This window comes from Variovorax sp. FW301-JW7 (assembly GCF_058788795.1).
The window spans coordinates 138080-162853 of sequence record NZ_JBYTBC010000008.1 but is presented as its reverse complement, the minus strand read 5'-3'; the positions used below and the strand labels follow the sequence as shown (position 1 = coordinate 162853).

At 68.5% G+C, this 24774-nt stretch carries 25 protein-coding genes; 10 read left to right on the top strand and 15 right to left on the bottom strand.

The genetic code is table 11. The features are described from left to right. Positions 1-31: 31 nt before the first annotated feature. On the top strand, positions 32-1087 hold the full coding sequence (locus tag AC3WQM_RS21880; protein ID WP_492681636.1) for a purine-nucleoside phosphorylase: 1056 nt from the start codon (positions 32-34) through the stop codon (positions 1085-1087). A 6-nt stretch (positions 1088-1093) separates the two neighbouring features. Here AC3WQM_RS21880 and AC3WQM_RS21875 read toward each other — a convergent pair whose 3' ends face one another. Continuing rightward, positions 1094-1777 (bottom strand): TIGR02117 family protein, encoded by a 684-nt coding sequence (locus AC3WQM_RS21875; RefSeq protein WP_492681634.1) that lies wholly within the window; start codon positions 1775-1777, stop codon positions 1094-1096. A 7-nt stretch (positions 1778-1784) separates the two neighbouring features. After that, positions 1785-2969: a DNA polymerase IV gene (dinB, locus tag AC3WQM_RS21870; RefSeq protein ID WP_492681888.1), complete on the bottom strand. Its 1185-nt coding sequence runs from the start codon at positions 2967-2969 to the stop codon at positions 1785-1787. Between the two features lie 235 nt (positions 2970-3204). On the opposite strand from dinB, the gene AC3WQM_RS21865 reads away from it, so the two are divergent. Further along, complete coding sequence (locus AC3WQM_RS21865; protein WP_099795479.1) at positions 3205-3483, top strand: contact-dependent growth inhibition system immunity protein; 279 nt, start codon at positions 3205-3207, stop codon at positions 3481-3483. A gap of 7 nt (positions 3484-3490) precedes the next feature. Here the strand turns inward: AC3WQM_RS21865 and AC3WQM_RS21860 are convergent, their stop codons facing one another. Continuing rightward, on the bottom strand, positions 3491-4108 hold the full coding sequence (locus AC3WQM_RS21860; RefSeq protein ID WP_492681632.1) for a YiiX family permuted papain-like enzyme: 618 nt from the start codon (positions 4106-4108) through the stop codon (positions 3491-3493). A 63-nt stretch (positions 4109-4171) separates the two neighbouring features. Between AC3WQM_RS21860 and AC3WQM_RS21855 the strand changes: the two genes are divergently transcribed. Together AC3WQM_RS21855 and AC3WQM_RS21850 are read left to right on the top strand one after the other, a co-directional pair. Further along, complete coding sequence (locus AC3WQM_RS21855; RefSeq protein ID WP_492681630.1) at positions 4172-4732, top strand: putative glycolipid-binding domain-containing protein; 561 nt, start codon at positions 4172-4174, stop codon at positions 4730-4732. A gap of 44 nt (positions 4733-4776) precedes the next feature. Continuing rightward, positions 4777-5895 (top strand): hypothetical protein, encoded by a 1119-nt coding sequence (locus AC3WQM_RS21850; RefSeq protein ID WP_492681628.1) that lies wholly within the window; start codon positions 4777-4779, stop codon positions 5893-5895. On the opposite strand, the gene AC3WQM_RS21845 is transcribed toward AC3WQM_RS21850, so the two are convergent. Further along, positions 5892-6884, bottom strand: a complete 993-nt coding sequence (locus AC3WQM_RS21845) for a Bug family tripartite tricarboxylate transporter substrate binding protein (RefSeq protein ID WP_492681626.1) — start codon at positions 6882-6884, stop codon at positions 5892-5894. The two genes, AC3WQM_RS21850 and AC3WQM_RS21845, sit on opposite strands and share 4 nt — an antisense overlap. After that, complete coding sequence (locus AC3WQM_RS21840) at positions 6881-7807, bottom strand: LysR substrate-binding domain-containing protein (protein WP_492681624.1); 927 nt, start codon at positions 7805-7807, stop codon at positions 6881-6883. The genes AC3WQM_RS21845 and AC3WQM_RS21840 overlap by 4 nt, the downstream gene beginning before the upstream one ends. Positions 7808-7926: 119 nt before the next feature. On the opposite strand from AC3WQM_RS21840, the gene AC3WQM_RS21835 reads away from it, so the two are divergent. The 3 genes from AC3WQM_RS21835 to AC3WQM_RS21825 are packed head-to-tail and all read left to right on the top strand — an operon-like array spanning position 7927 to position 13058. After that, the gene (locus AC3WQM_RS21835; protein WP_492681622.1) at positions 7927-10704 is read left to right on the top strand and encodes a tannase/feruloyl esterase family alpha/beta hydrolase; all 2778 of its coding nucleotides are present in this window, start codon (positions 7927-7929) and stop codon (positions 10702-10704) included. Further along, on the top strand, positions 10701-12053 hold the full coding sequence (locus tag AC3WQM_RS21830) for an alpha/beta hydrolase family protein (protein ID WP_492681620.1): 1353 nt from the start codon (positions 10701-10703) through the stop codon (positions 12051-12053). The genes AC3WQM_RS21835 and AC3WQM_RS21830 overlap by 4 nt, the downstream gene beginning before the upstream one ends. Before the next feature lie 30 nt (positions 12054-12083). Further along, the gene (locus AC3WQM_RS21825) at positions 12084-13058 is read left to right on the top strand and encodes a tripartite tricarboxylate transporter substrate-binding protein (RefSeq protein WP_062478011.1); all 975 of its coding nucleotides are present in this window, start codon (positions 12084-12086) and stop codon (positions 13056-13058) included. Between the two features lie 24 nt (positions 13059-13082). Here the strand turns inward: AC3WQM_RS21825 and AC3WQM_RS21820 are convergent, their stop codons facing one another. After that, positions 13083-13415: a hypothetical protein gene (locus AC3WQM_RS21820; protein ID WP_492681618.1), complete on the bottom strand. Its 333-nt coding sequence runs from the start codon at positions 13413-13415 to the stop codon at positions 13083-13085. Positions 13416-13563: 148 nt separating this feature from the next. Beyond that, on the bottom strand, positions 13564-14220 hold the full coding sequence (locus AC3WQM_RS21815) for an O-methyltransferase (RefSeq protein WP_492681616.1): 657 nt from the start codon (positions 14218-14220) through the stop codon (positions 13564-13566). Positions 14221-14301: 81 nt separating this feature from the next. Between AC3WQM_RS21815 and AC3WQM_RS21810 the strand changes: the two genes are divergently transcribed. Continuing rightward, a complete protein-coding gene (locus AC3WQM_RS21810; protein WP_492681614.1) occupies positions 14302-14934 on the top strand; it encodes a TetR/AcrR family transcriptional regulator in 633 nt (210 codons plus the stop codon). A 24-nt stretch (positions 14935-14958) separates the two neighbouring features. Here AC3WQM_RS21810 and AC3WQM_RS21805 read toward each other — a convergent pair whose 3' ends face one another. From AC3WQM_RS21805 to AC3WQM_RS21790, 4 genes are all read right to left on the bottom strand, one after another. Further along, the gene (locus AC3WQM_RS21805) at positions 14959-16293 is read right to left on the bottom strand and encodes an MFS family transporter (protein ID WP_492681612.1); all 1335 of its coding nucleotides are present in this window, start codon (positions 16291-16293) and stop codon (positions 14959-14961) included. Positions 16294-16417: 124 nt separating this feature from the next. Then, positions 16418-17575: an alpha-hydroxy acid oxidase gene (locus AC3WQM_RS21800; protein WP_062478017.1), complete on the bottom strand. Its 1158-nt coding sequence runs from the start codon at positions 17573-17575 to the stop codon at positions 16418-16420. Between the two features lie 137 nt (positions 17576-17712). Next, positions 17713-18606 (bottom strand): LysR substrate-binding domain-containing protein, encoded by an 894-nt coding sequence (locus tag AC3WQM_RS21795; RefSeq protein ID WP_492681610.1) that lies wholly within the window; start codon positions 18604-18606, stop codon positions 17713-17715. 33 nt (positions 18607-18639) lie between these two features. Further along, positions 18640-19221, bottom strand: a complete 582-nt coding sequence (locus AC3WQM_RS21790; protein ID WP_492681608.1) for a TetR/AcrR family transcriptional regulator — start codon at positions 19219-19221, stop codon at positions 18640-18642. 87 nt (positions 19222-19308) lie between these two features. Here AC3WQM_RS21790 and AC3WQM_RS21785 point away from each other — a divergent pair, with 87 nt between their 5' ends. Beyond that, positions 19309-19731 carry a nuclear transport factor 2 family protein gene (locus tag AC3WQM_RS21785; RefSeq protein WP_369629855.1) on the top strand — a complete coding sequence of 141 codons (423 nt, stop codon included), beginning with the start codon at positions 19309-19311 and terminating at the stop codon, positions 19729-19731. Positions 19732-19918: 187 nt separating this feature from the next. After that, the gene (gene cynS / locus AC3WQM_RS21780) at positions 19919-20362 is read left to right on the top strand and encodes a cyanase (RefSeq protein ID WP_070062189.1); all 444 of its coding nucleotides are present in this window, start codon (positions 19919-19921) and stop codon (positions 20360-20362) included. A 10-nt stretch (positions 20363-20372) separates the two neighbouring features. On the opposite strand, the gene AC3WQM_RS21775 is transcribed toward cynS, so the two are convergent. The 4 genes from AC3WQM_RS21775 to AC3WQM_RS21760 form a co-directional block, all read right to left on the bottom strand. After that, positions 20373-21137 (bottom strand): SDR family oxidoreductase, encoded by a 765-nt coding sequence (locus AC3WQM_RS21775; protein WP_062478031.1) that lies wholly within the window; start codon positions 21135-21137, stop codon positions 20373-20375. A 161-nt stretch (positions 21138-21298) separates the two neighbouring features. Beyond that, positions 21299-21901 carry a Pr6Pr family membrane protein gene (locus AC3WQM_RS21770; protein ID WP_492681606.1) on the bottom strand — a complete coding sequence of 201 codons (603 nt, stop codon included), beginning with the start codon at positions 21899-21901 and terminating at the stop codon, positions 21299-21301. 17 nt (positions 21902-21918) lie between these two features. Beyond that, positions 21919-22269 carry a DUF1161 domain-containing protein gene (locus AC3WQM_RS21765; RefSeq protein WP_492681604.1) on the bottom strand — a complete coding sequence of 117 codons (351 nt, stop codon included), beginning with the start codon at positions 22267-22269 and terminating at the stop codon, positions 21919-21921. 187 nt (positions 22270-22456) lie between these two features. Continuing rightward, positions 22457-24691: an NADP-dependent isocitrate dehydrogenase gene (locus AC3WQM_RS21760; protein WP_492681602.1), complete on the bottom strand. Its 2235-nt coding sequence runs from the start codon at positions 24689-24691 to the stop codon at positions 22457-22459. Positions 24692-24774: the final 83 nt, after the last annotated feature.

Genomic DNA, 24774 nt, shown 5'->3' with positions numbered 1-24774 from the left:
TTTCTTTTTCTCCTCTTTCGCGAGTTTCCCCATGACGCTGTCTTCTCTCTCCCGCGCCTCTTCCTGCGGCCGCTGGCTGTCGCTCGGCGCCGTCGCGCTGCTGGCCACGGCCTGCGCCTCCACCGACCCGCGCGCGCCGTCGGCCACGGCCGCGGTGCCGCCCGTCAAGGTGAAGGTGTTCGTCGCCGCCATGTTCGAGATCGGCCAGAACACCGGCGACCGCGCCGGCGAGTTCCAGCACTGGTACGAGCGCTACTGGAAGGGCGCCAAGCCGATGGCCGTGCCGGGCGCGCTGCAGCCCGTGTACTGCAACACCGACGGCGTGTGCGGCGCGGTGCTGGGCATGGGGAAGGTCAACTCCTCGTCGTCGATGCAGGCCATCCTGCTGAACCCGCAGCTCGATTTCTCGCAGGCCTACTACGTGATCTCCGGCGTGGCCGGCACGCCGCCGCAGCGCGGCACCATCGGCGAGGTGAGCTGGGCCACCTGGCTCGTCGACTACGACCTCGGCCACCGCTGGGCACCCGAAGAGAACAAGCCCGGCGAACCCACCTTCATGCCGCGCAAGGGCTACGAGGAGTACCGCCGCTTCAAGCTCAACCCCGACCTCGTCGGCTGGGCCATGAAGCTGTCGGCCGACACGCCGCTCAAGGATTCGGAATCGGCCCGCAAGTACCGCCTGCGCTACCCCGACGCCGCCGCGCGCCGCGCGCCCTTCGTGGGCACCGGCACGCACATGACGGGCGACACCTTCTTCCACGGCCCCGGCATGTCCAAGCAGGCGCAGTACATCGCCAAGCTGTATGGCGCCGACGACTACGTGATCACCGAAATGGAAGCCGCCGCCATCACCCTCGTGATCCAGCGCACCCACGGCACCGACCGCGTGATGAGCCTGCGCGGCGCGGTCAACTTCGACCAGGGCCATCCGAAGGAAAGCACGCTGCAGCACCTGGACCCGGCGCCGGGCGAGACGGCGGGCGGCTTTGCCGAGACGGTGGAGAACATCGCGCTGGTGGGCACGCGCGTGGTCGATCACATCGTGAAGAACTGGCCCACCTGGTCGGCGGGCGTGCCCAAGCCCTGAAGATCGTCAGGGCTGCAGCACGGGCTGCAGATGCCACGTCACGTTGAAGTCGAAGGGCGTCCAGCGGCTCACCGTGACGCCTGCCTGGCGCAGGCCGCGGCCGGTCCAGGTGTTGCAGGTCTCGAACAGGTGGTAGCTGCCCTGGGCTTCATAGAAGGCATCGTCGTTCGCGTAGTGCGCGCCCGCGATCTGCGTGGCGCGGCCTGAGGGCAGCGTGGCGCGCACATGGGCCACGAGCTGCGCGTACTGCGCCTGCGAGAGCGGCAGCTTGTAGGCGCCGCGCCGCAGCTGCGTGCGCTGCAGGTAGGTCACGTGCAGCAGCGAGCGGTTGCCGCCCGACAGCGCCCCGAAGGCGCGCGCGGCCGTCAGGTCGCCCCAGGTCGGCGTGTGCAGGTAGAACTCGCGGTCGCCCCAGCCGATGGCGACGAACTCGGCATCGGGCGGCGGCGCCTTGAAGTCGGACGGCGGAAAAAGCTGCAGCCAGTCGATGGTGGCCGAGCGGACCGGAAACACCAGGTCGGTGTGCACGCCGTTGCTCAGCACCCAGGCCTCGACGGTCGCAGGCTCGGCCGGTGGTTTCGCGTTGGCCGGCAGGAAGACCAGCGCGCAAGCCACGGCCACATACAGCGTGATCGCGAGCAGCAGCCCCAGCAGGGTGAAGGCGATGCGTCGCAGCCAGCGTCGGATCATGGAGGTGTCAGAAGAGCGAGGCTGTGGTCGCCGCCGGCGCCGCGCTGCGAGCGTTGCCAGCGGGCGCCAGCGCCTCCGGGCTGCCGGCCTTGGCCAGCGCGCCCACGCGCACGCCCAAGAGGCGCAGCGGCCGCTCCAGCGGCACGCGCTTCAAGCACTGGCCGCCGACCTGGCGGATGGTCTTGCCGTCGTCGGTGAAGCGGTCGATGGTCTGGTCGCGCGTGGCGATCTTGAAGTCATCGTAGCGCAGCTTGATGCCGATGGTCTTGCCCACGTAGCCCTTGCGTTGCAGGTCTTCGGCCAGCTTCTCGCACAGGTGCGTGAAGATCGCGCCCAGCTCGGCGCGGTCGCGCACCGCGTGCAGGTCGCGCTCGAAGGTGGTCTCGCGGCTCATCGACACGGGCTCGCTCTCGGTCACCACGGGGCGGTTGTCGCGGCCCCAGGCCACCTCGTGCATCCACGCGCCGGTGGCCTTGCCGAAGGTGTCGATGAGCCAGCCGCGCTCGCGCGCCGCCAGCTGGCCCACGGTCTCGATGCCGAAGCGCTTGAGCTTTTCGTCGGCCTTCGGACCGATGCCGTTCACCTTGCGGCAGGGCAGGGGCCAGATGCGGCTTTCGAGGTCGTGCTCGTAGACCACCGAGATGCCGTTGGGCTTCTCGAACTCGCTGGCCATTTTTGCGATGAGCTTGTTGGGCGCCACGCCGATCGAGCAGGTCAGGCCCGTGGCGTCGAAGATGGCTTTCTGGATCAGCCGCGCCAGCGAGCGCCCGCCGTCGCGCTGGCCGCCGGGCACGTCGGTGAAGTCGATGTACACCTCGTCCACGCCGCGGTCTTCCATGAGCGGCGCGACCTCCAGGATCACCTGCTTGAAGGTGCGCGAGAAGCGCCGGTACTCGTCGAAATCGACCGGCAGGATCAGCGCCTGCGGGCACAGCTTGGCGGCTTTCATGAGCCCCATGGCCGAGCCGATGCCGAACTGGCGCGCGGGGTAGGTGGCGGTGGTGATCACGCCGCGCCCCGTGTAGTCCTTCAGGCGCGGAAAGGCCTCGATGGGAATGTCGGCCAGCGTGGCGCCCTCGGGCAGCTCGCGGATCGCCTCGTCGACGCGGCGCCGGCCGCCGCCGATGACCACCGGCAGACCCTTGAGCTGCGGGTAGCGCAACAGCTCGACGGACGCGTAGAACGCGTCCATGTCGAGGTGGGCAATGCGGCGGATCGGAGGGGCCGGGGGCGGCACGGGCTGGGAACTCACGGTGACGATTGTCTCGCTCTCGGCGCATGTTCGTCTGCGCCTGTGTCGCGTGCAAGAATGCGGCGGAAATTCAGTCCCCCGAGAGGGACGACGAGGGCGCACCGGCGCGCGCAGCGCGCCGGATGCAGATGGACAACGGCCAGCCGGCCCGACACTTTTTTCCTCACGACCCACGATGCGCTTCGAACTGATCGACCACCTCACCACGGTCTATTTCGGCCAGGACGCCGACCTTCTTTTCGGCGACACCGGCGCCGAGATCATGGCCTCGTACCGCGAATCGAGCACGGAGGCCGAATTGGCCGCGCTGCGTGCCGAGATTGCCGATTACATCGGCTCGCACGACGACCTGGAGGCGGCGTTCGCGCGCGACTTCTCGCGCGGCTACGTGCCCGAAGATTTCGGCACGTCGGCGAAACAGTTTCTCGACAGCGTGCGGGCCGCTGTGCAGTAGCAGGTCGTCAGCGCGATTCGACCGTCACCAAGAGCGGCGAGTCGAACATCGCCACCGGCGAGATCACCGGCTCGTCCATCGGCACGGTGTCGCCATAGCGCTCGCGCATCTTGGCGCGCACGGCGGGGTCGCCGAGGTTGAAGCTGCGGATCTTCTGCAGCTCGCCGATGCGCACGCCCAGTGCGCGGTCGTAGAGCTTCCACACCAGTTCCGAGCAGTAGATGCGCGAATCCGACCATTCGAAGGTCAGGTCGTACGGGCGGCCCGCGAAGTCCGAGGTGCGTGCATGCAGGCGCGCCACGGCGCCGGGCGTGAGCCGCGTGTCGGCGTCGCGCAGCCGCTTCACCACGTAGTGGCCGCCGTTGCCGCGCGCGGTCCATTGCGCCAGCGGCGTGTAGCGCACCGTCGAGACCGCCTCGAACACGTAGGGTTTGCCCTCCCGCAGCAGCACGATGCCCATGTGGCTGTAGCGCGAGCCCGTGGCGCGCTGCACGGCCAGGCTTTGCGCCGATCGCGAGGTGTGGAAGATGATGTCGCCGTCTTTCAGCGGGGTGGCCGCGTGGGCCGCGCCGGCTGTCAGAAGGGCAAGAAGGGCAGACAGCAACGGATAAAGGGCTTTCGACATGCAGGGCATTTTGCGGGATGCCGCTTGCGCCCCGCGGCATGCCGGTGCCATGATCCGCGCCATATGCAAACCGTCGCCTCCATCCTCTGGCGCAGGCTCGATGCACCGGGCCACGATGCCTGTCGTCTCGAACGCAACGCCTCGGCCTGGCAGCTCGACGGCGCGGCGGTGTTCCGCACCGAAGGCGGGCGCATCGCGCAACTGCACTACCGCGTGCGTTGCGACCTGCTCTGGCACACGCAATGGGGCACCGTGCGCGGCTGGCTCGGCGAGTCGGCCATCGACCTGTCGATCACGCGCGACGCGCGCGGCCACTGGAAGCTCAACGACGAAGCCGTGTCCGACATGTCGCACTGCGTCGACCTCGACCTGGGCTTCACGCCCGCCACCAACCTGCTGCAACTGCGCCGCCTGAACCTTGCGCCCGGTGAGAGTGCCGATGCGCCGGCGGCCTGGGTCGACATCGAAGACGGCGGGCTCAGCGAGCTGATGCAGCGCTACGAGCGGCGCGGCGAGGGCACGTACGCGTACGAGGCCAAGCGCTTCGACTACGCGGAGGTGCTGGGCGTCACGGCGGAAGGGTTCGTGAGCGACTATCCGCGGCTCTGGCGCGCGGAGGACTGACCCGTTGTCGGGAGTTGTCGGGCGCTGCGCCTGAACGCAGCGGCATGGGCTTTTTGAGTTTCGTCTTCAACGCAGCCACCGTGCTGCTGCTGATGGTCGGCGTCGTGATCGTCGGCGTCGTCCTGCTGCGGGTCTTCGGGGCGCTGGAGCGGCGGATGGACTCTCGCGCGGCCGGGCGTTTCTTCAAGTTCACAGGCTACTTCACGCTGGCGACCTGCGTTGTTGCGCTGGTGGGCGGGTTCGTTCTCTACGTGACGCGCGCGCCGGACAAGGCGGAACTCGAGCGAGGCATGGCCAAGCTCTTCACCTACCCGTCCAACCGCATCCGCATCGATCTGAACGATGTCAGCGACGCTCAGCGCCAGGAACTGGTGCGCGTGCTGCAGCCGCTGCTGAAGAGCACGTCGCGCGAGTTTCACCAACGCGTGACCACGCGCCGCGGCGGCTACGACGTCGAGGCGACGCTGCCGAGCTACTACCGCCTGACCGCCGATCGCCTGGAGATCGCCACGGGCGAAAGCTTCGGCAATGGCAGGACGATGCCCGTGCTGTTCCCACAAGTGCTGGCGCATGCAGCCAACGCCACCACCGTGCCGGCGCTGCCTGCCGCGATCGACGCTCAGATCGTAGGGAGCGACCCAGCGCCGGTCCCGCTGTCTCTGGTGTCGAAGACCGCCGAGCTGATGGTGCTCACGCGCCAGACGCTGCAGGGCACGCAGCCCTTGCCCGCGCCCTGCCTGATGGCGATCCAGGCGCAGGTGCCCACCGATCACTTCGAGTGGCTCTTCGACGCCGGCCGGCACGGCCTGGGCAAGGACGTGCGCCTGCAGGTGAACGCTGTGCCTGGCGTGCTGCCGGCCGGCACGTACGAACTGCGCCAGCTGACGCTGCTGGGCTCCGAGCGCCGGCGCGTGCTCTGGGAACGCGCCGCCGCCCAAGGGCATGTCGCCGTGCAGCTGGGCCTGGCGCCCGTCGGCCTGCGCGAGAGCCCCGGCTGCGAGGTCCGCCTGCTCAAGCAACTCGACCGTGCATGGACGGTGACGGCGTTGCGCAACGTGTCGCCAGCGCTGGCCACGGCGGTGAAGCAGGTCGACATCGAACAGCGCCCGTCGCGTTTCAGCCCCTGGTACGCGGGCTTCGGCTGGGTGGCCGCGCAGCCCTAGTCGAACTGCGCCCGCGCCCCCGCCACCAGCGCGCGGTTGCGCCGCCGGTCTGCTGCAATCTCCTGCGCGAAGTCCTCGATGCTCCCACCGGCCGGCAGGTTGTAGGCCTCGCGCAGGCGCGCACGCAGCGGGTCGCCTTGCAGCAGGCGGTTGATCTCGCCGTTGAGGCGCTGCACCACCGCCGCCGGCGTGCGCGCGGGCGCGAAGATGCCGAAGAGCGAATCGCGGTTCGCCTTCTCGTAGCCCAGCTCCGCAAGCGTGGGCACGGCGGGCAGCGCCTCGATGCGCGCAGGCGCGCCGACCGCCAGCGCCTGCAGCCGGCTGCCCTCGATGTACTGCAGCTGCTGCGCCGCGACGTTGGTCGACAGCACCTCGAACTGCCCGCCCAGCGCGTCGTTGAGCTGCGGGCCGCCGCCCTGGTAGGGGATGTGCGTGATGTCGGTGCGGCTTTGCAGGCGCACCTGCGCGAGCACCATGTGGCCGATGGTGGCCACGCCCGAGGTGGCCCAGCGCACCGCGCCGGGCTGGCGGCGCGCCAGCGCGATCAGTTCTGCAAAGCCGCGGCCCGCGAAGGCCGGCGTGCCCACGACCAGCACCGGCGTGCGCATCACGCTGGCCACGGGCGCGAAGGCGCGCAGCGGGTCGTAGGGCGCACGCGCGAGCAGCGGGTGCAGGGTGAGCGGGCTGATGGCCGAAAAGGCCAGCGTGTGGCCGTCGGGCGTGGCGCGTGCGAGTGTGTCCATGCCCAGGCTGCCGCCCGCGCCGGCGCGGTGTTCGATGAGCACCGGCACGCCCAGCGACTGCGCCAGCGGCTCGGCCAGCGCGCGCGCCATGCCGTCGCTCACGCCGCCCGGCGGGTAGACGACGATCAGGCGCACGGGGCGGCTGGGCCAGGGCGACGAAGCTGCGTGCGACAGATGCGGCAACGCGCACGCAGCCGCGAAGCCGATGCGTTGCAGGAAATGGCGGCGCAGCAGCGGCAGGGTCATGCGACGGGCTTCCCCTCGGCCAGCCCGCGCAGCAGCGCCGCAAAGTGCCGTGCCGGCAGGTTGTCTTCGTCGGCGCGCGACACCAGCGTGAGCGGCGCATCGAGCTGGCCGCCGTCGGCCAGCCGCGTGTAGGCGATGGCGTGCGCGTGCACGCCGGTCATCGAGGTCGGCACCACCGACAGGCCGACGCCCGCGGCCACGAGGGTCAGGTTGGTCATCATGCGATCGACTTCGGCCACCACGCGCGGGCGCAGGCCCTGCGCGTGGCACAGCGCGAGCAGCTCGGCATAGAGGCCGGGCGCGCCCGGGCGGCGCACGAGGATGATGCCTTCTTCGCAGAGTTTCGACAGCGGCAGCGGCTTCGCGGGCTTGTTGCCGTTGGCAGGCGGCGCGAAGCGGTGATCGCTCGGCATCGCGACCCACACGGGCTCGCGCAGCAGCGTCTCGAACACCAGCCCCTCGGGTCGCGCCACCGGCACGCGCAGCAGGCCGCAGTGCAGCCGGCCCGCGGCCAGCGCCTCGGTGAGCTCGGCGGCGTTGTCTTCGCGCAGCTGCAGCTCCACGCCGGGGTGCGCGCGGCGGAATGCGCGCAGCGCCTCGGGCATGAAGCGGTGCGCCGCGGCCGAGCTGGTGAAGCCGACCGCCAGCGTGCCGGTCTGGCCCTGGGCCACGCGCGCCATGCGCTGCTTCATGGCCTCCACGTCCTGCAGCATGCGCAGCGCCTCGGCCTGGAACAGCCGGCCGGCGTCGGTGAGCGCCACGCCGCGCGGATGGCGCTTGAACAGCAGCACGCCCAGCTCGCGCTCCAGCGCCTTGATCTGCAGGCTCAGCGGCGGCTGCTGGATGCCCAGCTGCTCGGCGGCGCGCGTCATGTGGCCGGTGCCGGCCACGGCCACGAAGTACCTCAGGGCGCGTATATCCATATGTTTTTTGTATTGAATAGGCCTTGTTATTTTATTTGACCCTAGGTCACACGGAATCTATCGTCCGGCCGCCCCTTCAAACAAGCCGCCCGCCGAGGCTGCATGCCGGAGACAAATCCATGCGCACACCGCGCCCCGCCTCGAAGTTTCGTGTCGTCGTTGCGCTGATCGGCGCGTCGTTGGTCATGGCCGCCTGCGGTGGCGGCAGCGGGGGAGGAGGAAGCCCCGGCTTCTTCCTGCCGACCCCGCCGCCCGCCAGCGGCGACACCCCGCCGGCCGAGGAGCCGCCCGGCACAGTGCCCCCGCCCGTGCTGCCCGTCGTGGCCTGCGCCGACCTCGCCGGCAAAAGCCTGCCTGCCGCGCTCATCAGCCTGCCCACGCAGGGCGCCACCGTCACCAGCGCCACGCCCGTGGCCGCCGGCGACGCGGGCAACACGCTGGGCGATTACTGCCGCGTGCGCGGCACCATCGCGCCGGTGGACCCGGCCTCGCAGCTCATCCACTTCGCGGTCAACCTGCCCGAACAGTGGAACCAGAAGACCATCCACTTCGGCGGCGGTGGCTTCGACGGCGTGCTCATCGACGGCACCGAGGTCATCCGCTTCGGCCCCGCCGGCAAGCCCGCGCCGCTGGCGCTGGGCTACGCCACCTATGGCGACGACTCGGGCCACCAGTCGAGCAGCATCACCGACGGCAAGTTCGCGGCCAACGACGAGCAACTGGCCAACTACGGCGGCCAGTCGCTCAAGAAGACGCGCGACGTGGCGCAGGCGCTGGTGTTTGCGCGCTATGCCGTGAAGCCCAGGCACGCCTACTTTCTCGGCACCTCGACCGGCGGGCGCGACGCGCTGAGCTACATCCAGCGCTGGCCGCAGGACTACGACGGCGTGATCGCCAACGAGCCCGCGCTCAACTACACCGGCACGCGCCTGTCGAACGTGGCGGTGGGCCGCGCGCTGTACAACGACGGCGGCAAGGGCTGGCTCAACCTGACGGAAACGCTGCTGGTGCAGAAGGCCGCGATGCAGGCCTGCGACAAGCTCGACGGCGCGATCGACAACATCGTGAGCAACGTGGAGAGCTGCCGCCAGCTCAACACGCAGATCCTCGCGTCGCTGCGTTGCCCCAACGGCGCCGACACGGCGGACACCTGCCTGTCGGACGCGCAGATCGACACGGTGCACGCCATCGAATCGCCGCTGGAGTTCACGAGCTACTCGCTCGCCAACGGCGTGAAGCGCGCGGGCGGCTACAACCTCCTCGAAGGCGCGCTGGTGGCCGGCCCGTACACCACGCGCGACCTCGGCACGCGCAAGGCGCCGGGCAACCCCGCCACCTCGGCTGACGCCAACATGTACGTCACGGGCGACCAGTGGGTGAAGTTCTTCGTCACGCGCGATGCGGGTTTCAACACGCTCACCTTCGATCCGCAGAACCCCGGCACGTACGCGGCGCGCGTGGCCGAGGTGTCGAAGCTCACCGACGCGACCGATCCGAACCTCGCGCCCTTCTTCGCGCGCGGCGGCAAGCTGCTCATGTTGCACGGCCTGGCCGACGAGGTGATCAGCCCCAACTCGACCATCGACTACTACCGGCAGCTCGTCGCCACGCTGGGCCAGGCCGCGGTCACGCAGAGCGTGCGCTTCTACACCGTGCCCGGCATGGGCCACGGCACCGGCAGCTTCATTCCCAACTGGGACTCGCTCGCGGCGCTCGAAGGCTGGGTCGAGGCCGGCCTCGCGCCCGCCACGCCCGTGGCGGTGGACGCCGTGGCCGGCAGCTACGGCCGCACGCGCCCGCTGTGCCAGTTTCCGTCGTGGCCCAGGTACCGCGGCAGCGGCAGCCTCGATGCGGCCGTCAACTACAGCTGCGTGACCGAGGTCGGCGACCCGCTCGCCTGCCCGAACCTGCCGGCGAGCGCGACGCGCTACAAAGGCGGCAACAGCTTCGGCGAGGAACTGCAGGTGCAGATCGACCCGGCCACCATGGCCTACACCGTGACCATCGACGCGAGCCACGCACCCACGCGGGTCGGCATGCAGCGCAGCGGCTCGCTCGTGTCGCAGGGCAGCTGCAGCTATGCGAGCGGCGAGAGCGGGGCGGTGTTCAGCTTCGGCGCCGGCGGCGTGCTGCTGGGCGGCGTGAACCCGCCGAGCGGCAGCGGCTTCTCGCCGCTGGTGGCGTTCCAGAACACCTTCCAGAATGTGTCGCCGTCGACGGACTTCCGCTCGGTCTCGCTGATCTTCAATGCGGCCGGCGTGGAGCAGCTCGGCGCGGGCACCACGGCGGCGTTCTCGTCGGCGGGGCGGCTGCGCAATGCGGGCACCTTCCAGTTCTGCCGCAGCCCTGCGTCGAACAGCTTCATGACCTACGACCAGACCTGCAAGAACACCGAGAAGGGCTACCTGAGCTACAGCACGGTGCGCGGTGCCTTCGACATGTACACGACCTCGACCTCGTCGAGTGGCACCGCCGAGACCGAGGGGGGCACGCTCACCGGCTCGGTGGTGATCGGGCTGGTCAACGGCGTGTCGACGCCGCTGTACCTGCGCCGCGTGGCCACCGCCGTGCCGGCGACCGACACCAGCAGCGGCGCGGCCACCGTCATCCAGCCGGGCCTGCGTCTGCTGGCGGTGCAGCAGACGCTGATGCCCGGCGCGGCCGATGGCAGCTACGCCATGGCCAGCGTGAAGGGCGAGGGCCGCGAGGTCACCGTGGTCGGCACGGCCTTCAACCTCGGCGGCGCGGCCACCACGCTGGGCTACGACACGCCGGTGCTCGGCGTGGCGCAGGCCGGCGCCGGCCGGCCGGGCCACCTCATCTTCAACAGCGGCGTCGTGGCCTTCGTCACCACCGATGGGGGGAACGCGACGCTGGACCTCGGAGTACGCCATTGAAAAAATACCTCTCGCAACTTGCCGCCGTCGCTTGGCTGGGGGCGGCGCCGCTGCTGTCCGCGCACGCGGCCCCCGCCATCGCGCCGAAGCCCACGGCCTGCCCGTCGCCCGTGCCCGAGACCGCGCGCTGCTACACCGGTGAAGACGGTGCGGGGTCGTTCTACTGGATCGCCATTCCCAAAGACTGGCAGCGCGGCGTGCTCGTGATGCACGCGCACGGCGGCCCCGAGACCGGCGCGCCCAAGCTCGCGCGCAGCGAGGAAGACCTCAAGCGCTGGGCCGTCACCGTGAAGGCCGGCTATGCCTGGGCCGGCTCCACCTACCGGCGCGGCGGCTACGGCGTGACCATGGCGGCCGAAGACACCGAGCGGCTGCGCCAGATCGTCGTGCGCCACTTCGGCCAGCCCCAGCGCACGCTGCTGCATGGGCAGAGCTACGGCGCGGGCGTAGCGGCGAAGGCGGCCGAACTCTATGCGCCTATGGGCGATGCGAAGTCGCCGTACGACGGCCTGCTGCTCACCAGCGGCGTGCTCGGCGGCGGCAACAGCGCCTACGACTTCCGGCTCGACCTGCGCGTGGTGTACCAGTACGTCTGCCGCAACCATCCGAAGCCCGACGAGCCGCAGTACCCGCTGTGGATGGGCCTGCCGATGGACGCGAAGCTCACGCGCGCCGACCTCGCCGCGCGCGTCAAGGACTGCACCGGCGTCGGCACACCGGCCGCGCAGCGCACGCCCGAGCAGGCGGCGCGGCTGAAGACGATCCTGTCGGTCGTGAAGATTCCCGAGCGCTCGCTCGTCGGCCACCTGAACTGGGCGACGTGGCTGTTCCAGGACCTCGTGCAGCAGCGCCTGAAGGGCCGCAACCCCTTCGGCAACATCGGCGTGGTCTACAGCGGCTCGGCCGACGATGCGGCGCTCAACGCCGGCGTGCTGCGCTACGCGGCCGACCCGCAGGCCCAGGGCGCGCTCGCGGCCGACAGCCAGCCCACCGGCCGCACCTCGCTGCCCACCGTGGGCCTGCATGCCATCGACGACCCCACGGCGTTCGTCGAACTCGAGAGCGCCTACCGCCGCATCCGCGACGCGGCCGGCACCGGCGGACACCTGGTGCAGAGCTTCAGCGCCGAGCGCGAGCACAGCTACCTCAGCGACTCGGAATACCCCGCGCTCTTCGGCGCGCTGCTCGACTGGATCGACAAGGGCGAGAAGCCCACGCCGCAGAGCCTGGCGCAGCGCTGCGTGGCGCTCATGCCGCGCTACGACACCGACGGCAAGAACGGCTGTCACATCCAGCCGGAGTGGCAACCGCCCACTCTCGAAAGCCGCGTGCCCTCGCGCGCCCCCTGAATTTCTTTCTTGACCTTGACGGAGACCTTCATGAAAAAACTGTTCGCCCTCGCGGCGATGGCCCTGGCGGTGTGCGCCCACGCGCAAGACTTCCCCGCGGGCAAGCCCGTGACCATCGTCGTGCCCTTCGCGGCCGGCGGCCCGACCGATCGCGTCGCGCGCGACCTCGCCGAGGCGCTGCGCAAGCCGCTGGGCGGCGCCAGCGTCATCATCGACAACGTGCCCGGCGCGGGCAGCTCCATCGGCGCGGCCAAGGTGGCGCGCGCCAACCCCGACGGCTACACGCTGCTGCTCAACCACATCGCGATGGCGACCGTGCCGACGCTGGTGCGCAACGTGCCGTTCAAGGTCGAGACCGACTTCGAGTACCTGGGCATCGTCAACGACGTGCCCATGACGCTCATCGCCAAGCCCAGCCTGCCGGCCACCAACTACAAGGAACTGACCGCCTGGATCGCCGCCAACAAGGGCAAGATCAACCTGGGCAACGCAGGCATCGGCTCGGCCTCGCACCTGTGCGGTTTGCTCTACCAGAGCGCCACGAAGACCGAGATGACGCCCGTGCCCTACAAGGGCACGGCACCCGCCATCACCGACCTGATCGGCGGCCAGATCGACCTCCTGTGCGACCAGAGCACCAACACCTCGCCGCAGATCGAAGCGAAGAAGGTCAAGGCCTATGCAGTGACCACGCCCAAACGCCTGACCACGCCGCTCTTGAAAGACCTGCCCACGCTCGACGAGGCCGGCCTGAAGAACTTCCAGGTGACGATCTGGCACGGCCTGTACGCGCCCAAGGGCACGCCCGCGCCGGTGCTCAAGAAGATCAGCGACGCGCTGAAGGCGGCACTGAAGGACGCCGACTTCATCAAGCGCGAGGAAGCACTCGGCGCCGTGGTCGCCACCGACGGGCGCATCGAGCCCGAGGGCCACAAGAAGTTCGTGGCGGCGGAGATTGCGAAGTGGAGCCCGATCATCAAGGCGGCGGGGGTGTACGCGGACTGAGGTTGTCGGCCGCGCGCATCGCGCTCAGAGCCCGTGGATGGCAACGGTGGCCCAGAAGGCGGCCCATACGCCGATCAGCCCCAGCAGCGCCATGACGGTGACGTAGGCAATGAAGTACGTCACTCGCCTTGCGATGCTGGGGGTGGCTGGAACCTGCCACCAGTAGATCAACCCTGCCCACAAGAGCAGGGCGCAGGCGATTAGGGCTACACCGGTCCCCGTCAATGTCAGGGCCTGGCGTCGCGCCAGGCCGGTGAGAAGGACGTTGAGGACCGGGATCGAAACGGCCCACGTGAGCACGCTCAGCATGAATCGGATCGCCATGCCTGCTGTGTTGGCTGAGTTCTGTGCTGTCATTTTTTCTCTCCCTGTCGGACCGTTGAGGCCTCCTCAAAATCATAGGGAGCGCTGTCTCATGCACGCGCAGTAGGTCACGCGGGAATCAGTAATGACCGTGACGCAAGTAGCTTGTGAGCCGCTGCAATCGCAAACCGATCGCGAGCCCTCACCCCAACCGCATCGACAACTCCACGTCACCGCCGAACGGCACCGACAGGTACCCGCTGTCAGGCGAGCGCACGCGCGCCAGGTACTCCGGGCTGTGGTCGGCGTTGTCCGCCACGATCAGCGCACCTGGCCGCAGGCGCGGTTCGACCAGCGCCAGCACGTCGGGGTAGAGCGCCTTCGCGCCGTCGAGCAGCAACAGGTCGATGGAGGCTGGCAGGTCGACCGCCAGCGTCTGCAGCGCATCGCCTTCGCGGATCTCGACCAGGTCGGCCACGCCGCCTTCGGCCAGGTGCGCGCGGGCCCTGGCGACCTTCGAGGGTTCGAACTCGCTGCCGATCAGGCGGCCGCCGCCGTTGTCGCGCAGCGCCGCGGCCATGTACAGGGTGGACAGACCGAAGGAGGTGCCGAACTCCACGATGTGGCGCGCGTTCGTGCTGCGCACCAGCTGGTACAGCAGCACGCCGGTCTCGCGCGACACGGGCAGCCACACATCCTTGAGCCGGCTGTAGAGCGCGATGTACTCGGTCTTGCTGTGCATCAGCCGGTGGCGTTCCTCCGGACTGACGTCGGCGATGGCCGGGCTGGTGGCCGCGCTGGCCTCCTGGAACAGGCGGTCCAGCAAGGGCGCGAGGGGTGCGGTGGTCAAGGTGGTCACGGGGTTCTTTCGTGTGAAAAGCAGATGGGAAATACTATGAAGAACCCTTCATGTTTTCCATTCGCGTTTCGCCACGCTCCCATGACCGACCGCCGAAGTCCCTCGATCTCCTCTCGCAGACAGCCCAAGCAGGCACGCTCGGCCGACCTTTTGGGGGCCATTCTTGAGGCAGCCCTTCAGGTTTTGGCGAAAGAGGGCGTGCGCCGCTTCACGACGACGCGCGTGGCCGAGCGCGCGGGCGTGAGCGTGGGGTCGGTGTACCAGTACTTCCCGAACAAGGCGTCGATCCTGTTCCGCTTGCAGAGCGATGAATGGCGGCAGACCACGGAGTTGATGCGCGGCATCCTCGGGGACACGCAACGTCCCACACTGGAGCGCCTGCGCCTGCTGACACATGCGTTCGTGCGCTCCGAATGCGAGGAGGCCGACGTGCGAACGGCGCTCGACGACGCCGCGCCGTTCTACCGCGACGCACCCGAGGCGCAAGAAGTGCGCGCCGCCGGCGACGAGATCGTCCGCGTGTTCATGCAGGAGGCGCTGCCGGCGGCTTCTGATGCCACGCGTGCGATGGCAGGCGACCTGATCGTGGCGACGCTCAGCGCCGTGGGGAAAGAATTCTCGGAGCGCCCTCGCACCGACGCCGAGATCGAGGCCTGGGCGGGCGCGATGGCCGACATGTTCTGCGTCTACATGGAAAGCCTGGCCTCGCGCTGAACCGGCCGCGAGGCGCTTCGTGCATCAATGGTCGTGATGCAGATAACTCGCCTGCCTCGGCAACCGCAAGCTCACCAGGAACGCGATCACCATCATCGCGCTCACGTACCAGAAGAACGCCGACTCGTGGCCCAGTGACTTGAGCCCCAGCGCCACGTACTCGGCCGATCCGCCGAAGATCGCATTCGCCACCGCATAAGCCAGCCCGACGCCCAGCGCGCGCACCTCGGGCGGGAACATCTCGGCCTTCACGATGCCGCTGATCGAGGTGTAGAAGCTCACGATGGCCAGCGCCGCGATGATCAGCACGAAGGCCAGCACCGGGCTCGTCGTGTGCTGCAGTGCCGTGAGGATCGGCACGGTGGCCAGCGCGCCCAGGCCGCCGAACAGCAGCATGTTGTTGCGCCGGCCGATGCGGTCCGACAGCGCGCCGAACAGCGGCTGCATGCACATGTAGACGAAGAGCGCGCCCGTCATCACGTAGCTCGCCGTCTTGATCGGCAGGTGCACGGTGTTCACCAGGTACTTCTGCATGTAGGTGGTGAAGGTGTAGAAGATCAGCGAGCCGCCGGCCGTGTAGCCCAGCACGGTGAGGAAGGCCGGCGTGTGGTGCTTGAAGAGCCCGGCCATGCTGCCGGCCTCCTTGTTGGCCTTGGCCTCGGCGCTTTGGGTTTCATGCAGCGTGCGGCGCAGCAGCAGCGCGACGACTGCAGCAATGGCGCCGATCACGAAGGGAATGCGCCAGCCCCAGGCCTTGAGCTCGGCCTCGGTGAGCAGCTGTTCGAGCACCACGATGACCAGCACCGCGAGCAGCTGTCCGCCGATGAGCGTGACGTACTGGAACGACGAGAAGAAGCCGCGCTGCCCGCGCAGCGCCACCTCGCTCATGTAGGTGGCGGTGGTGCCGTATTCGCCGCCCACCGACAGGCCCTGGAACAGGCGGCACACCAGCAGCAGGAAGGGCGCCCAGGCACCGATCTGCGCATAGGTCGGCAGGCAGGCGATGACGAGCGAGCCGGCGCACATCATGGTCACCGAGATCAGCATCGAGGTCTTGCGCCCGAGCCGGTCGGCCACGCGGCCGAAGAGCCAGCCGCCGATGGGCCGCATCAGGAAGCCGGCCGCGAACACGCCGGCGGTGTTCAGCAGCTGTGCGGTGGGGTCCGACTTGGGGAAGAAGGCCGGCGCGAAATACAGCGCCGAGAAGGCATACACGTAGAAGTCGAACCACTCGACCAGGTTGCCGGAAGAGGCCGCCATGATCGCGAAGACGCGGTGGCGTTTTTCTTCGGCCGTGTAGTGAGGGAGGGACGAAGAAGAGGCCGCGAGGCCTCCCTGTGTCGAGGTGACTGCGCTCATGGTGTGCCTTCTGTGGCCCCGGGGGACCTGTTGTTGTGGCTCAACCATTCTGCGCCGCCCTGCGGGGGCGGCGTGTCAGCCGACGCCGCATCGGCCTGCCCCCGACGGGGTCTTCAGGCGCCTGTCAGAACGTCCCCGGCAACAGGATGTCCGACTTCACATCGTCGATCTGCGTGCGACCGCAGAAGGCCATCGTGATGTCCAGTTCCTTGTGGATGATCTGCAGCGCGCGCGTCACGCCTTCCTGGCCGTAGGCGCCCAGGCCGTACAAAAAGCTGCGACCGATCAGCGTGCCGCGCGCGCCGAGCGCGCGGGCCTTGAGCACGTCCTGGCCGCTGCGCACGCCGCCGTCCATCCACACCTCGATCTGGCTGCCCACGGCGTCGGCAATGGCCGGCAGGGCGGCGATGGAGGAGGGGGCGCCGTCGAGCTGGCGCCCGCCGTGGTTGGAGACGATGAGCGCGTCGGCGCCGCTGGCCACGGCCAGGCGCGCGTCTTCTTCGTCCATGATGCCCTTGAGGATCAGCTTGCCGCCCCAGCGCTTCTTGATCCATTCGACGTCGGCCCAGCTCAGGGCCGGGTCGAACTGCTCGGCGGTCCACGACGACAGCGACGACAGGTCTTTCACGCCCTTGGCATGGCCGGCGATGTTGCCGAAGGTGCGGCGCTTGGTGCCCAGCATGCCCATGCACCAGCGCGGCTTGGTCGCCAGGTTGATGAGGTTCTTGATCGTGGGCTTGGGCGGCGTGGACAGGCCGTTCTTGATGTCCTTGTGGCGCTGCCCGAGGATCTGCAGGTCGAGCGTGAGCTGCAGCGCCGACACGTTGGCGGCCTTGGCGCGGTCGATCAGGCGCTCGATGAAGTCGCGGTCCTTCATCACGTACAGCTGGAACCAGAAGGGATGCCGGTCGGTGTTCTCGGCGATGTCTTCCAGCGAGCAGATGCTCATGGTCGAGAGCGTGAACGGAATGCCGAAGGCCTTGGCCGCGCGCGCGCCCAGGATTTCGCCGTCGGCGTGCTGCATGCCGGTCAGGCCCGTGGGCGCGATGGCCACGGGCATGGCGACCTCCTGGCCGATCATGGTGGTGCGGGTGGAGCGGCCTTCCATGTTCACGGCCACGCGCTGGCGCAGCTTGATCTTCTGGAAATCGCTCTCGTTGGCGCGGTAGGTGCCCTCGGTCCAGGCGCCGGAGTCGGCGTAGTCGTAGAACATCTTCGGCACGCGCCGCTGGGCGATCGCCCGCAGGTCTTCGATGCAGGTGATCTTGGAAAGGTCGGGCACGGGGGAGTCTCCTGGCTGGTGTTATCGGGGGCGCGGCGCGCTGCAGCCCATGCGGGCCACGGCAGCGCCGGGGGTCGAGTCTGCAGGGGAAACGCGCCGGCGACCTGAAAAAAGCCCACACCCCGGCTGAAAATTATTCAGCCCGGCTCGCGCAGCGCCTGGCGCAGCCATTCGACGAAGGTGGCGCATTCCCAGCGTTCCATGGTGCCGGGGCGCCAGCACAGGAAGTAGGCGTTGGGCGAGGGCGCGCTGTGCGGCGACAGGCGCACCAGCCGGCCGTTGTCCAGCCAGGCGCGGCCCAGCCGCAGGTGCATGAGCACCACGCCGAAGTCTTCGGCGGCGGCATCGAGCGCCAGGCCCAGGTCGTTGAACTGGTGGCCCACGGCCGGCTCGGGCAGGCCGATGCCGCAGGCCTTGAACCAGATGCGCCACGACTCCAGCGGCGTGCGCAGCATCTGCACGCGCGCCACCTCGGCATCGGTCGAGAAGTACTGCTCGAAGGGCCCGTGGCGTTCCAGGTAGGCCGGGCTGCACACCGGCGAGACGTCGTCGGCCAGCAGCTGGCAGAACTCGCGGTCGTGGAACGGGCCGGTGCCGAAGCGCAGCTCGATGTCGGCGTCTTCGGCCGTGAAGTTGCGCACCGGCATGGTCACCTGCAGCATCAGCTCGATGGTCGGGTAGGCGTCGCGAAACTCGGCCAGCCGGGGCAGCAGCATCTGGCGCGAGAAGGTGGGCGTGACCGCCACGCGCAGCCGCCGCACCTGCGACGCGGGCTCGCGCCCCGGCACCTGCTGCAGCGCGGCAATGGCCTCGCGCACGCGCGCCAGGTAGGCCACGCCGTCGGCGCTCAGGCCGAAGTCGTTGCCCGTGAAGAGCTTGAGCTCGAGCTGCGTCTCGAGCTGGCGGATGCGGTGGCTCACGGCGCTGGGCGTCACGCTGAGCTCTTCGGCCGCCACGTTCACGCTGCGCAGCCGCGCGACGGCCTCGAAGGCCTGCAGGCCCTGGGTCGAGGGGAGTCGCGTCGATGCCATGTGTTTTTTTGGAAGGGAGTGAGCGATGCGATGTTATCGAAGGGCGACCAGCGCATCGAGCAGCCGCCGCAGGTCGTCGACCGCCTCGCGCGCCAGGGCCGCATCGCCCATCTGCGCCTTGACGATGGCGCCGTCGACGCCGAGCGCTGCCGCCTGCGCAACGGCCATGCGCTGCAGGCCGTCGGGCAGCAGGCCGGCGATCACCTCGACCATCTCGCGCTTGTGCTCGCGCGCGATGTCGGCGGCGCCGGCCACGCTGGCCCCCACTTCCACCACCGAGTTGATGAAGGCACAGCCCCGAAACAGCGGGTCGGCGAACCACTCGGCCATCACGTCGGCCAGCACCGGAAGCGCCTGTCCCTGCGCGATGCGTTGCTGCGCATCGCGCCGGCCCAGCGCATCGACGAACCAGGCCATCCACACGCCGTGCCGGTGGTCGAGAAAGGCACGCACCAGGTCGTCCTTCGACGGAAAGTGCCGGTAGAAGGTGACCTTGGTGACGCCCGACGCGGCGATCACGCGGTCGATGCCGGTGGCGCGGATGCCGTCGGCATAGAAGAGCTCGTGCGCCGTGAGCAGGATGCGCTCGCGCGCGGGCAGTGCAGAGATGTCCATGCGGCGATTGTAGGCATGTAGACAGGTCTGTCTACTCATGGCACATTGCGGGCCTTCATCACTTCATTCTTTGACTGAAAGACCGCCATGGAATCCCGCCCGCCGCTGCCGCCCTTCACCCTCGAATCCGCCCTCCAGAAAGTCCAGGCCGCCGAAGACGCCTGGAACTCGCGCGACCCCGCGCGCGTGAGCCTGGCCTACACGCCCGACACCGAATGGCGCAACCGCGCCGACTTCGTCAATGGCCGCGAACAGGTGGTCGAGTTCCTGTCGCGCAAGTGGGAGCGCGAGCACGACTACCGCCTGAAGAAGCAGCTGTGGGCCTTCATGGACAACCGCATCGCGGTGCGCTTCGAGTACGAATGGCACGACGCCGCGGGCCAGTGGTTCCGCAGCCATGGCAACGAGAACTGGGAGTTTGCGCAGAACGGGTTGATGCAAAGGCGCTACGCGAGCATCAACGACCAGCCCATTGCGGAATCGGAGCGCAAGTTCCGCTGGGAGCGCTGAAGCGGTTTTGCTCCTTCCCCCGCTGGGGGAAGGTTGGGATGGGGGCAGGCCTTCGAACAGGCGCCATGTTTTTTCGGAGGCCGCGTGCCCCCACCCCAGCCCTCCCCCAGTGGGGGAGGGAGCAAGTCAGCTGGGCATGTCTGTTGCTAGTCCTGTTGCATCCGTTTCAACCCAGGAGCCAAGCCACATGAACCGCAACGACGTCACCGAGAAGATCATCACCGTGAAGGTGTCCAAGGGCATCCAGTGGGCCGACGTGGCCAAGAAGGTCGGCCTGTCGAAGGAGTGGACCACCGCCGCCTGCCTCGGCCAGATGACGCTCGACGACAAGCAGGCCAAGGCCGTCGGCAAGATCTTCGGCCTCACGCCCGAGGAGCAGAAGTGGCTCCAGGTCGTGCCCTACAAGGGTTCGCTGCCCACGCCCGTGCCCACCGACCCGCTGATCTACCGCTGGTACGAGGTGGTGAGCGTGTACGGCACCACCATCAAGGAACTTATCCATGAAGAGTTCGGCGACGGCATCATGAGCGCCATCGACTTCAGCATGGACATCCAGCGCCAGCCCGACCCGAAGGGCGACCGCGTCAACGTGGTGCTGTCGGGCAAGTTCCTGCCGTACAAGAGCTACTGACGTTCGGCTTTCAGTACACCGGTGCCGCCGGCTTCGGCCGCGGCGTCGGGGCCGGGCGCCAGCCGGGGCCCGCCATGCCGTAGCGCGCGCCCTCGATGGCACCCGCAATGGCACGCGCCACGCCGTCGACCGGTGTCGTCAGCCGCCGCCGCGTGCGCATGCGCTCGAAGGCGTAGCTGTCGGCGATGCGCTCGGCCAGCGGGTCGGCGGCTTCGGCCACGTCGGGGCTCACCAGCGAGACGTGCACACGCCCCGCGTGTTCCCGCCGCAGCCCTTCGGAAATCGCCTGCACCGCGTACTGAGTGCCGTGGTAGACGGCCGAGTCGGGCGTGGCGCCGCCCATGGCCACCGGCGCCACGTTGACGATGTGGCCCCAGCCCTGCTCCTGCATCGTGGGCAGCACCGCCGCCACGCCCAGCAGCATGCCGCGCAGGTTGACGTCGATCATCAGCTCCCACTCCTCGATCTTGCGCTGCCACAACGGCGACAGCGGCATCACGCCGGCGGCGTTCACCAGCACGTCGATGCGGTCGTGCGTGTCGAGGGCGAACTCGGCAAAGGCCTCCATGTCGGGCCGGTGCGTCACGTCCAGCCGCCGGAAGCTCGCCGAGCCGCCGGTGGCATTGATCTCGGCCGCGAGCGCCGCGAGCCGTTCGGTGCGGCGCGCGCCGAGCACCACATGGGCGCCGCGCCGCGCGAGCCGCCGCGCCGTCGCCTCGCCGATGCCGCTGCTGGCGCCGGTGACGAGAACCACTGTGTCCTGGATTGCACTCATACAAAACTCCTCATGCGGGTCGATGCGCCACGGCGCGAAGGGTGCGCCGGGCATGGGGATGAGTCTCGGGGTGAAGGGGCCTGAGGCGGTATCCGGATCGAACGAGGTTTTTGCCTGATCCTGCGAAATGCAGAAAAAGGCGGGCCGTGCATGTGGCCGTGTCAGGCGCGCCGGCCCAGCCGATTCCCCAACGCCAGCAGCCCCCATCCCGCCATCCCGAAGGTCAGCGCGATGCCCGCCGCATAGACGGCCACGCCGCCGTAGCCGCCCACGTTGGCGGGGTTGAGGAAGGGATAGGGGTACCAGCCGGTGTGGCTGCCGCGCAGCAGCGTGTAGGCCAGGTAGGCCATCGGAAAGACCAGCGTCCACAGCAGCTGCCGGCCGCCGAGCCGCGTGCGCGGCGGCTGCAGCAGCCAGTCGAGCAGCACGACGCAGGGCATCACGTAGTGCAGCAGCGTGTTGATCCACGGCCGCAGCGCGCCGAGGTCGACGTCGCGCAGCAGCAGCGAGAAGACGATGCCGACCACCACCATGTTCACGGCCGAGGTGGCGCGCAGCCCTTCGTCAGGCCCCGTGGACGCCGGCTGCCAGAGGCGGCGCGCGCCGAGCACCAGCACGATCGCCGCGAACAGGTTCGAGAGGTTGGTGAAGAAGCTGAAGAAGTTGACGACGTTGAAGCCCATGCGCACATGGATCGTCAGCTGCCAGCCGATCGCCACCAGGGTCAGCAGGCCGAAGAAGAGGCGCAGGGCGGTCCAGATCACGCGATGCTGCCCTCGGCTCAGGGCTTGCAGTTGCCGCCCATGGACACCGAGCCGTCCTTGCACTCGGTGAGCATCGGTTCGCCGCGCGGTGCGGGGGCCGAGGTGGATGCAGGGGTCGGCGAGGCCGCGCCGCCTTCGCGCTGGTAGACGATCTTCTTGGTGCCCAGGTCGCAGCTGCCCACCACCTGGCCGCTCGCCGTGGCGGCGGCATCGACGGTGACGACGCTGAAGTTCGTCACGCCCGATGCGGCGATCTTGGCCTCGATCTCGGCGCGCAGCGTGTCGCAGTTGTTCTGGGCGTGGGCGCCGCCGGCGGCCACGAGCAGGGTCGAGGCGGCAGCAGCAGTCACAAGCAGACGGAGTTTCATGAGGGGCCTGCCTTTCTTTTCTCTTGCAGTGGAGCGGGGGCGGGGGAATCGGCGTCTAGTTTCGCGCTGCGCGGCGGCAGACGCAAAGACAAACGCAAAAAACAAACGGCCTGCCGCGCGAGCGACAGGCCGTTGGTGTGGGGGCTTCCGGGTCAGTGCAGACCCGGAAGACGCAGGCGCAGCGGGATCAGGCCGCCGGTGCCAGCGCCGCGTTCAGCGTGGCGCTCGGGCGCATCACGGCTTCGTACTTCTTCGGGTCGGCCAGGTAGTAGCCGCCGATGTCCACGGCCTTGCCTTGCACGGCCGCGAGTTCGTCGACGATCTTCTTCTCGTTGGCGGTGAGCGTCTCGGCCAGCTTCTTGAACTTGGCCTGCAGGTCCTTGTCCTCGGTCTGCGCGGCGAGTTCCTGGGCCCAGTACATGGCCAGGTAGAACTGGCTGCCGCGGTTGTCCAGCTGACCGGTCTTGGGCGACGGGTTCTTGTTGTTGTCCAGCAGCTGGCCGGTGGCGGCGTCAAGCGTCTTGGCCAGGATCTTGGCTTGCGCGTTGCCGGTCTTCAGGCCCAGGTCTTCCAGGCTCACGGCCAGCGCGAGGAATTCGCCGAGCGAATCCCAGCGCAGGTGGTTCTCTTCCACCAGTTGCTGCACATGCTTGGGGGCCGAGCCGCCCGCGCCGGTCTCGTACATGCCGCCGCCGGCCATCAGGGGCACGATCGACAGCATCTTGGCCGAGGTACCCAGTTCCATGATGGGGAACAGGTCGGTCAGGTAGTCGCGCAGGATGTTGCCGGTGGCGCTGATGGTGTCCAGGCCGCGCACGACGCGCTCCAGCGTGTAGCGCATGGCGCGCACCTGGCTCATGATCTGGATGTCCAGGCCCGTGGTGTCATGCTCGTGCAGGTACATCTTGACCTTGGTGATCAGCTGCGCCTCGTGCGGACGGTAGGCGTCGAGCCAGAACACGACCGGCATGCCGGAGTTGCGTGCGCGGTTGACGGCCAGCTTCACCCAGTCGCGGATGGCGGCGTCCTTGACCTGGCACATGCGCCAGATGTCGCCTTGCTCCACGTCTTCGCTCATCAGCACTTCGCCGGTGTCCAGGTCGGTGATGTTGGCCACGCCGTCTTCGGGGATCTCGAAGGTCTTGTCGTGCGAGCCGTACTCTTCGGCCTTCTGGGCCATGAGGCCGACGTTGGGCACGGTGCCCATGGTCTTGGGGTCGAAGGCGCCGTGCCACTTGCAGAAGTTGATGATCTCCTGGTAGATGCGGGCGAAGGTCGATTCGGGCATCACGGCCTTGACGTCCTTCAGGCGGCCGTCGGCGCCCCACATCTTGCCGCCGTTGCGGATCATGGCGGGCATCGAGGCGTCCACGATCACGTCGTTGGGCGAGTGGAAGTTGGTGATGCCCTTGGCCGAGTCGACCATGGCCAGCTCGGGGCGGCCTTCATGGCAGGCGTGCAGGTCGCGCTTGATCTCGTCCTGCGTGCTCTGGGGCAGCGTGGCGATCTTGTTGTACAGGTCGACCATGCCGTTGTTGACGTTGATGCCCAGCTCGTCGAACAGCTTGCCGTGTTTCTCGAAGGCTTCCTTGTAGAAGATCTTCACGCAGTGGCCGAACACGATGGGGTGCGAGACCTTCATCATGGTGGCCTTCACGTGCAGCGAGAACATGACGCCGGTCTTGTGCGCGTCTTCGATCTCCTTTTCATAGAAGGCCAGCAGGGCCTTCTTGCTCATGAACATGGAGTCGATGACTTCGCGGTCGAGCAGGGCGACCTTGGACTTGAGCACGATGGTCTTGCCGCTCTTGGTCAGCAGTTCCATCTTGACGTTGCGCGCGCGGTCCAGGGTCATGGACTTTTCGCCGTGATAGAAGTCGCCGCCGTGCATGTGCGAGACGTGCGAGCGCGAGGCCTGGCTCCAGTCGGCCATGCTGTGCGGGTTCTTGCGGGCGTATTCCTTCACGGCGCGGGGGGCGCGGCGGTCGGAGTTGCCTTCGCGCAGCACGGGGTTCACGGCGCTGCCGGTGCACTTGTTGTAGCGCGTGCGGATGTCCTTGTCCTCGTCCGAGGTCGGGTTCTCCGGGTAGTCGGGGATCTTGTAGCCCTTGCCCTGCAGTTCCTTGATGGCCGACTTGAGCTGGGCGACCGAGGCGCTGATGTTGGGCAGCTTGATGATGTTGGCGTCGGGCTGCAGCGTGAGCTTGCCCAGTTCGGCCAGGTTGTCAGGCACCTTCTGGTCGTCGCTCAGGAATTCGGGGAACTCGCCCAGGATGCGGGCGGCCACCGAGATGTCGCTCGTCGCCACGTTGATGCCGGCCGGAGCCGTGAAGGCGCGCACGATGGGCAGGAAGGCGTAGGTCGCCAGCAGGGGCGCCTCGTCGGTGAGGGTGTAGACGATGGTGGGTTGCTTCGTGCTCATGCGCTTGCTTCCGTAGGTTCTGGGTTGTCGAGAGGGCTGAAATTTCATTGGGCGAAATGGACTTTCGCCGGAGCCCCCCATTG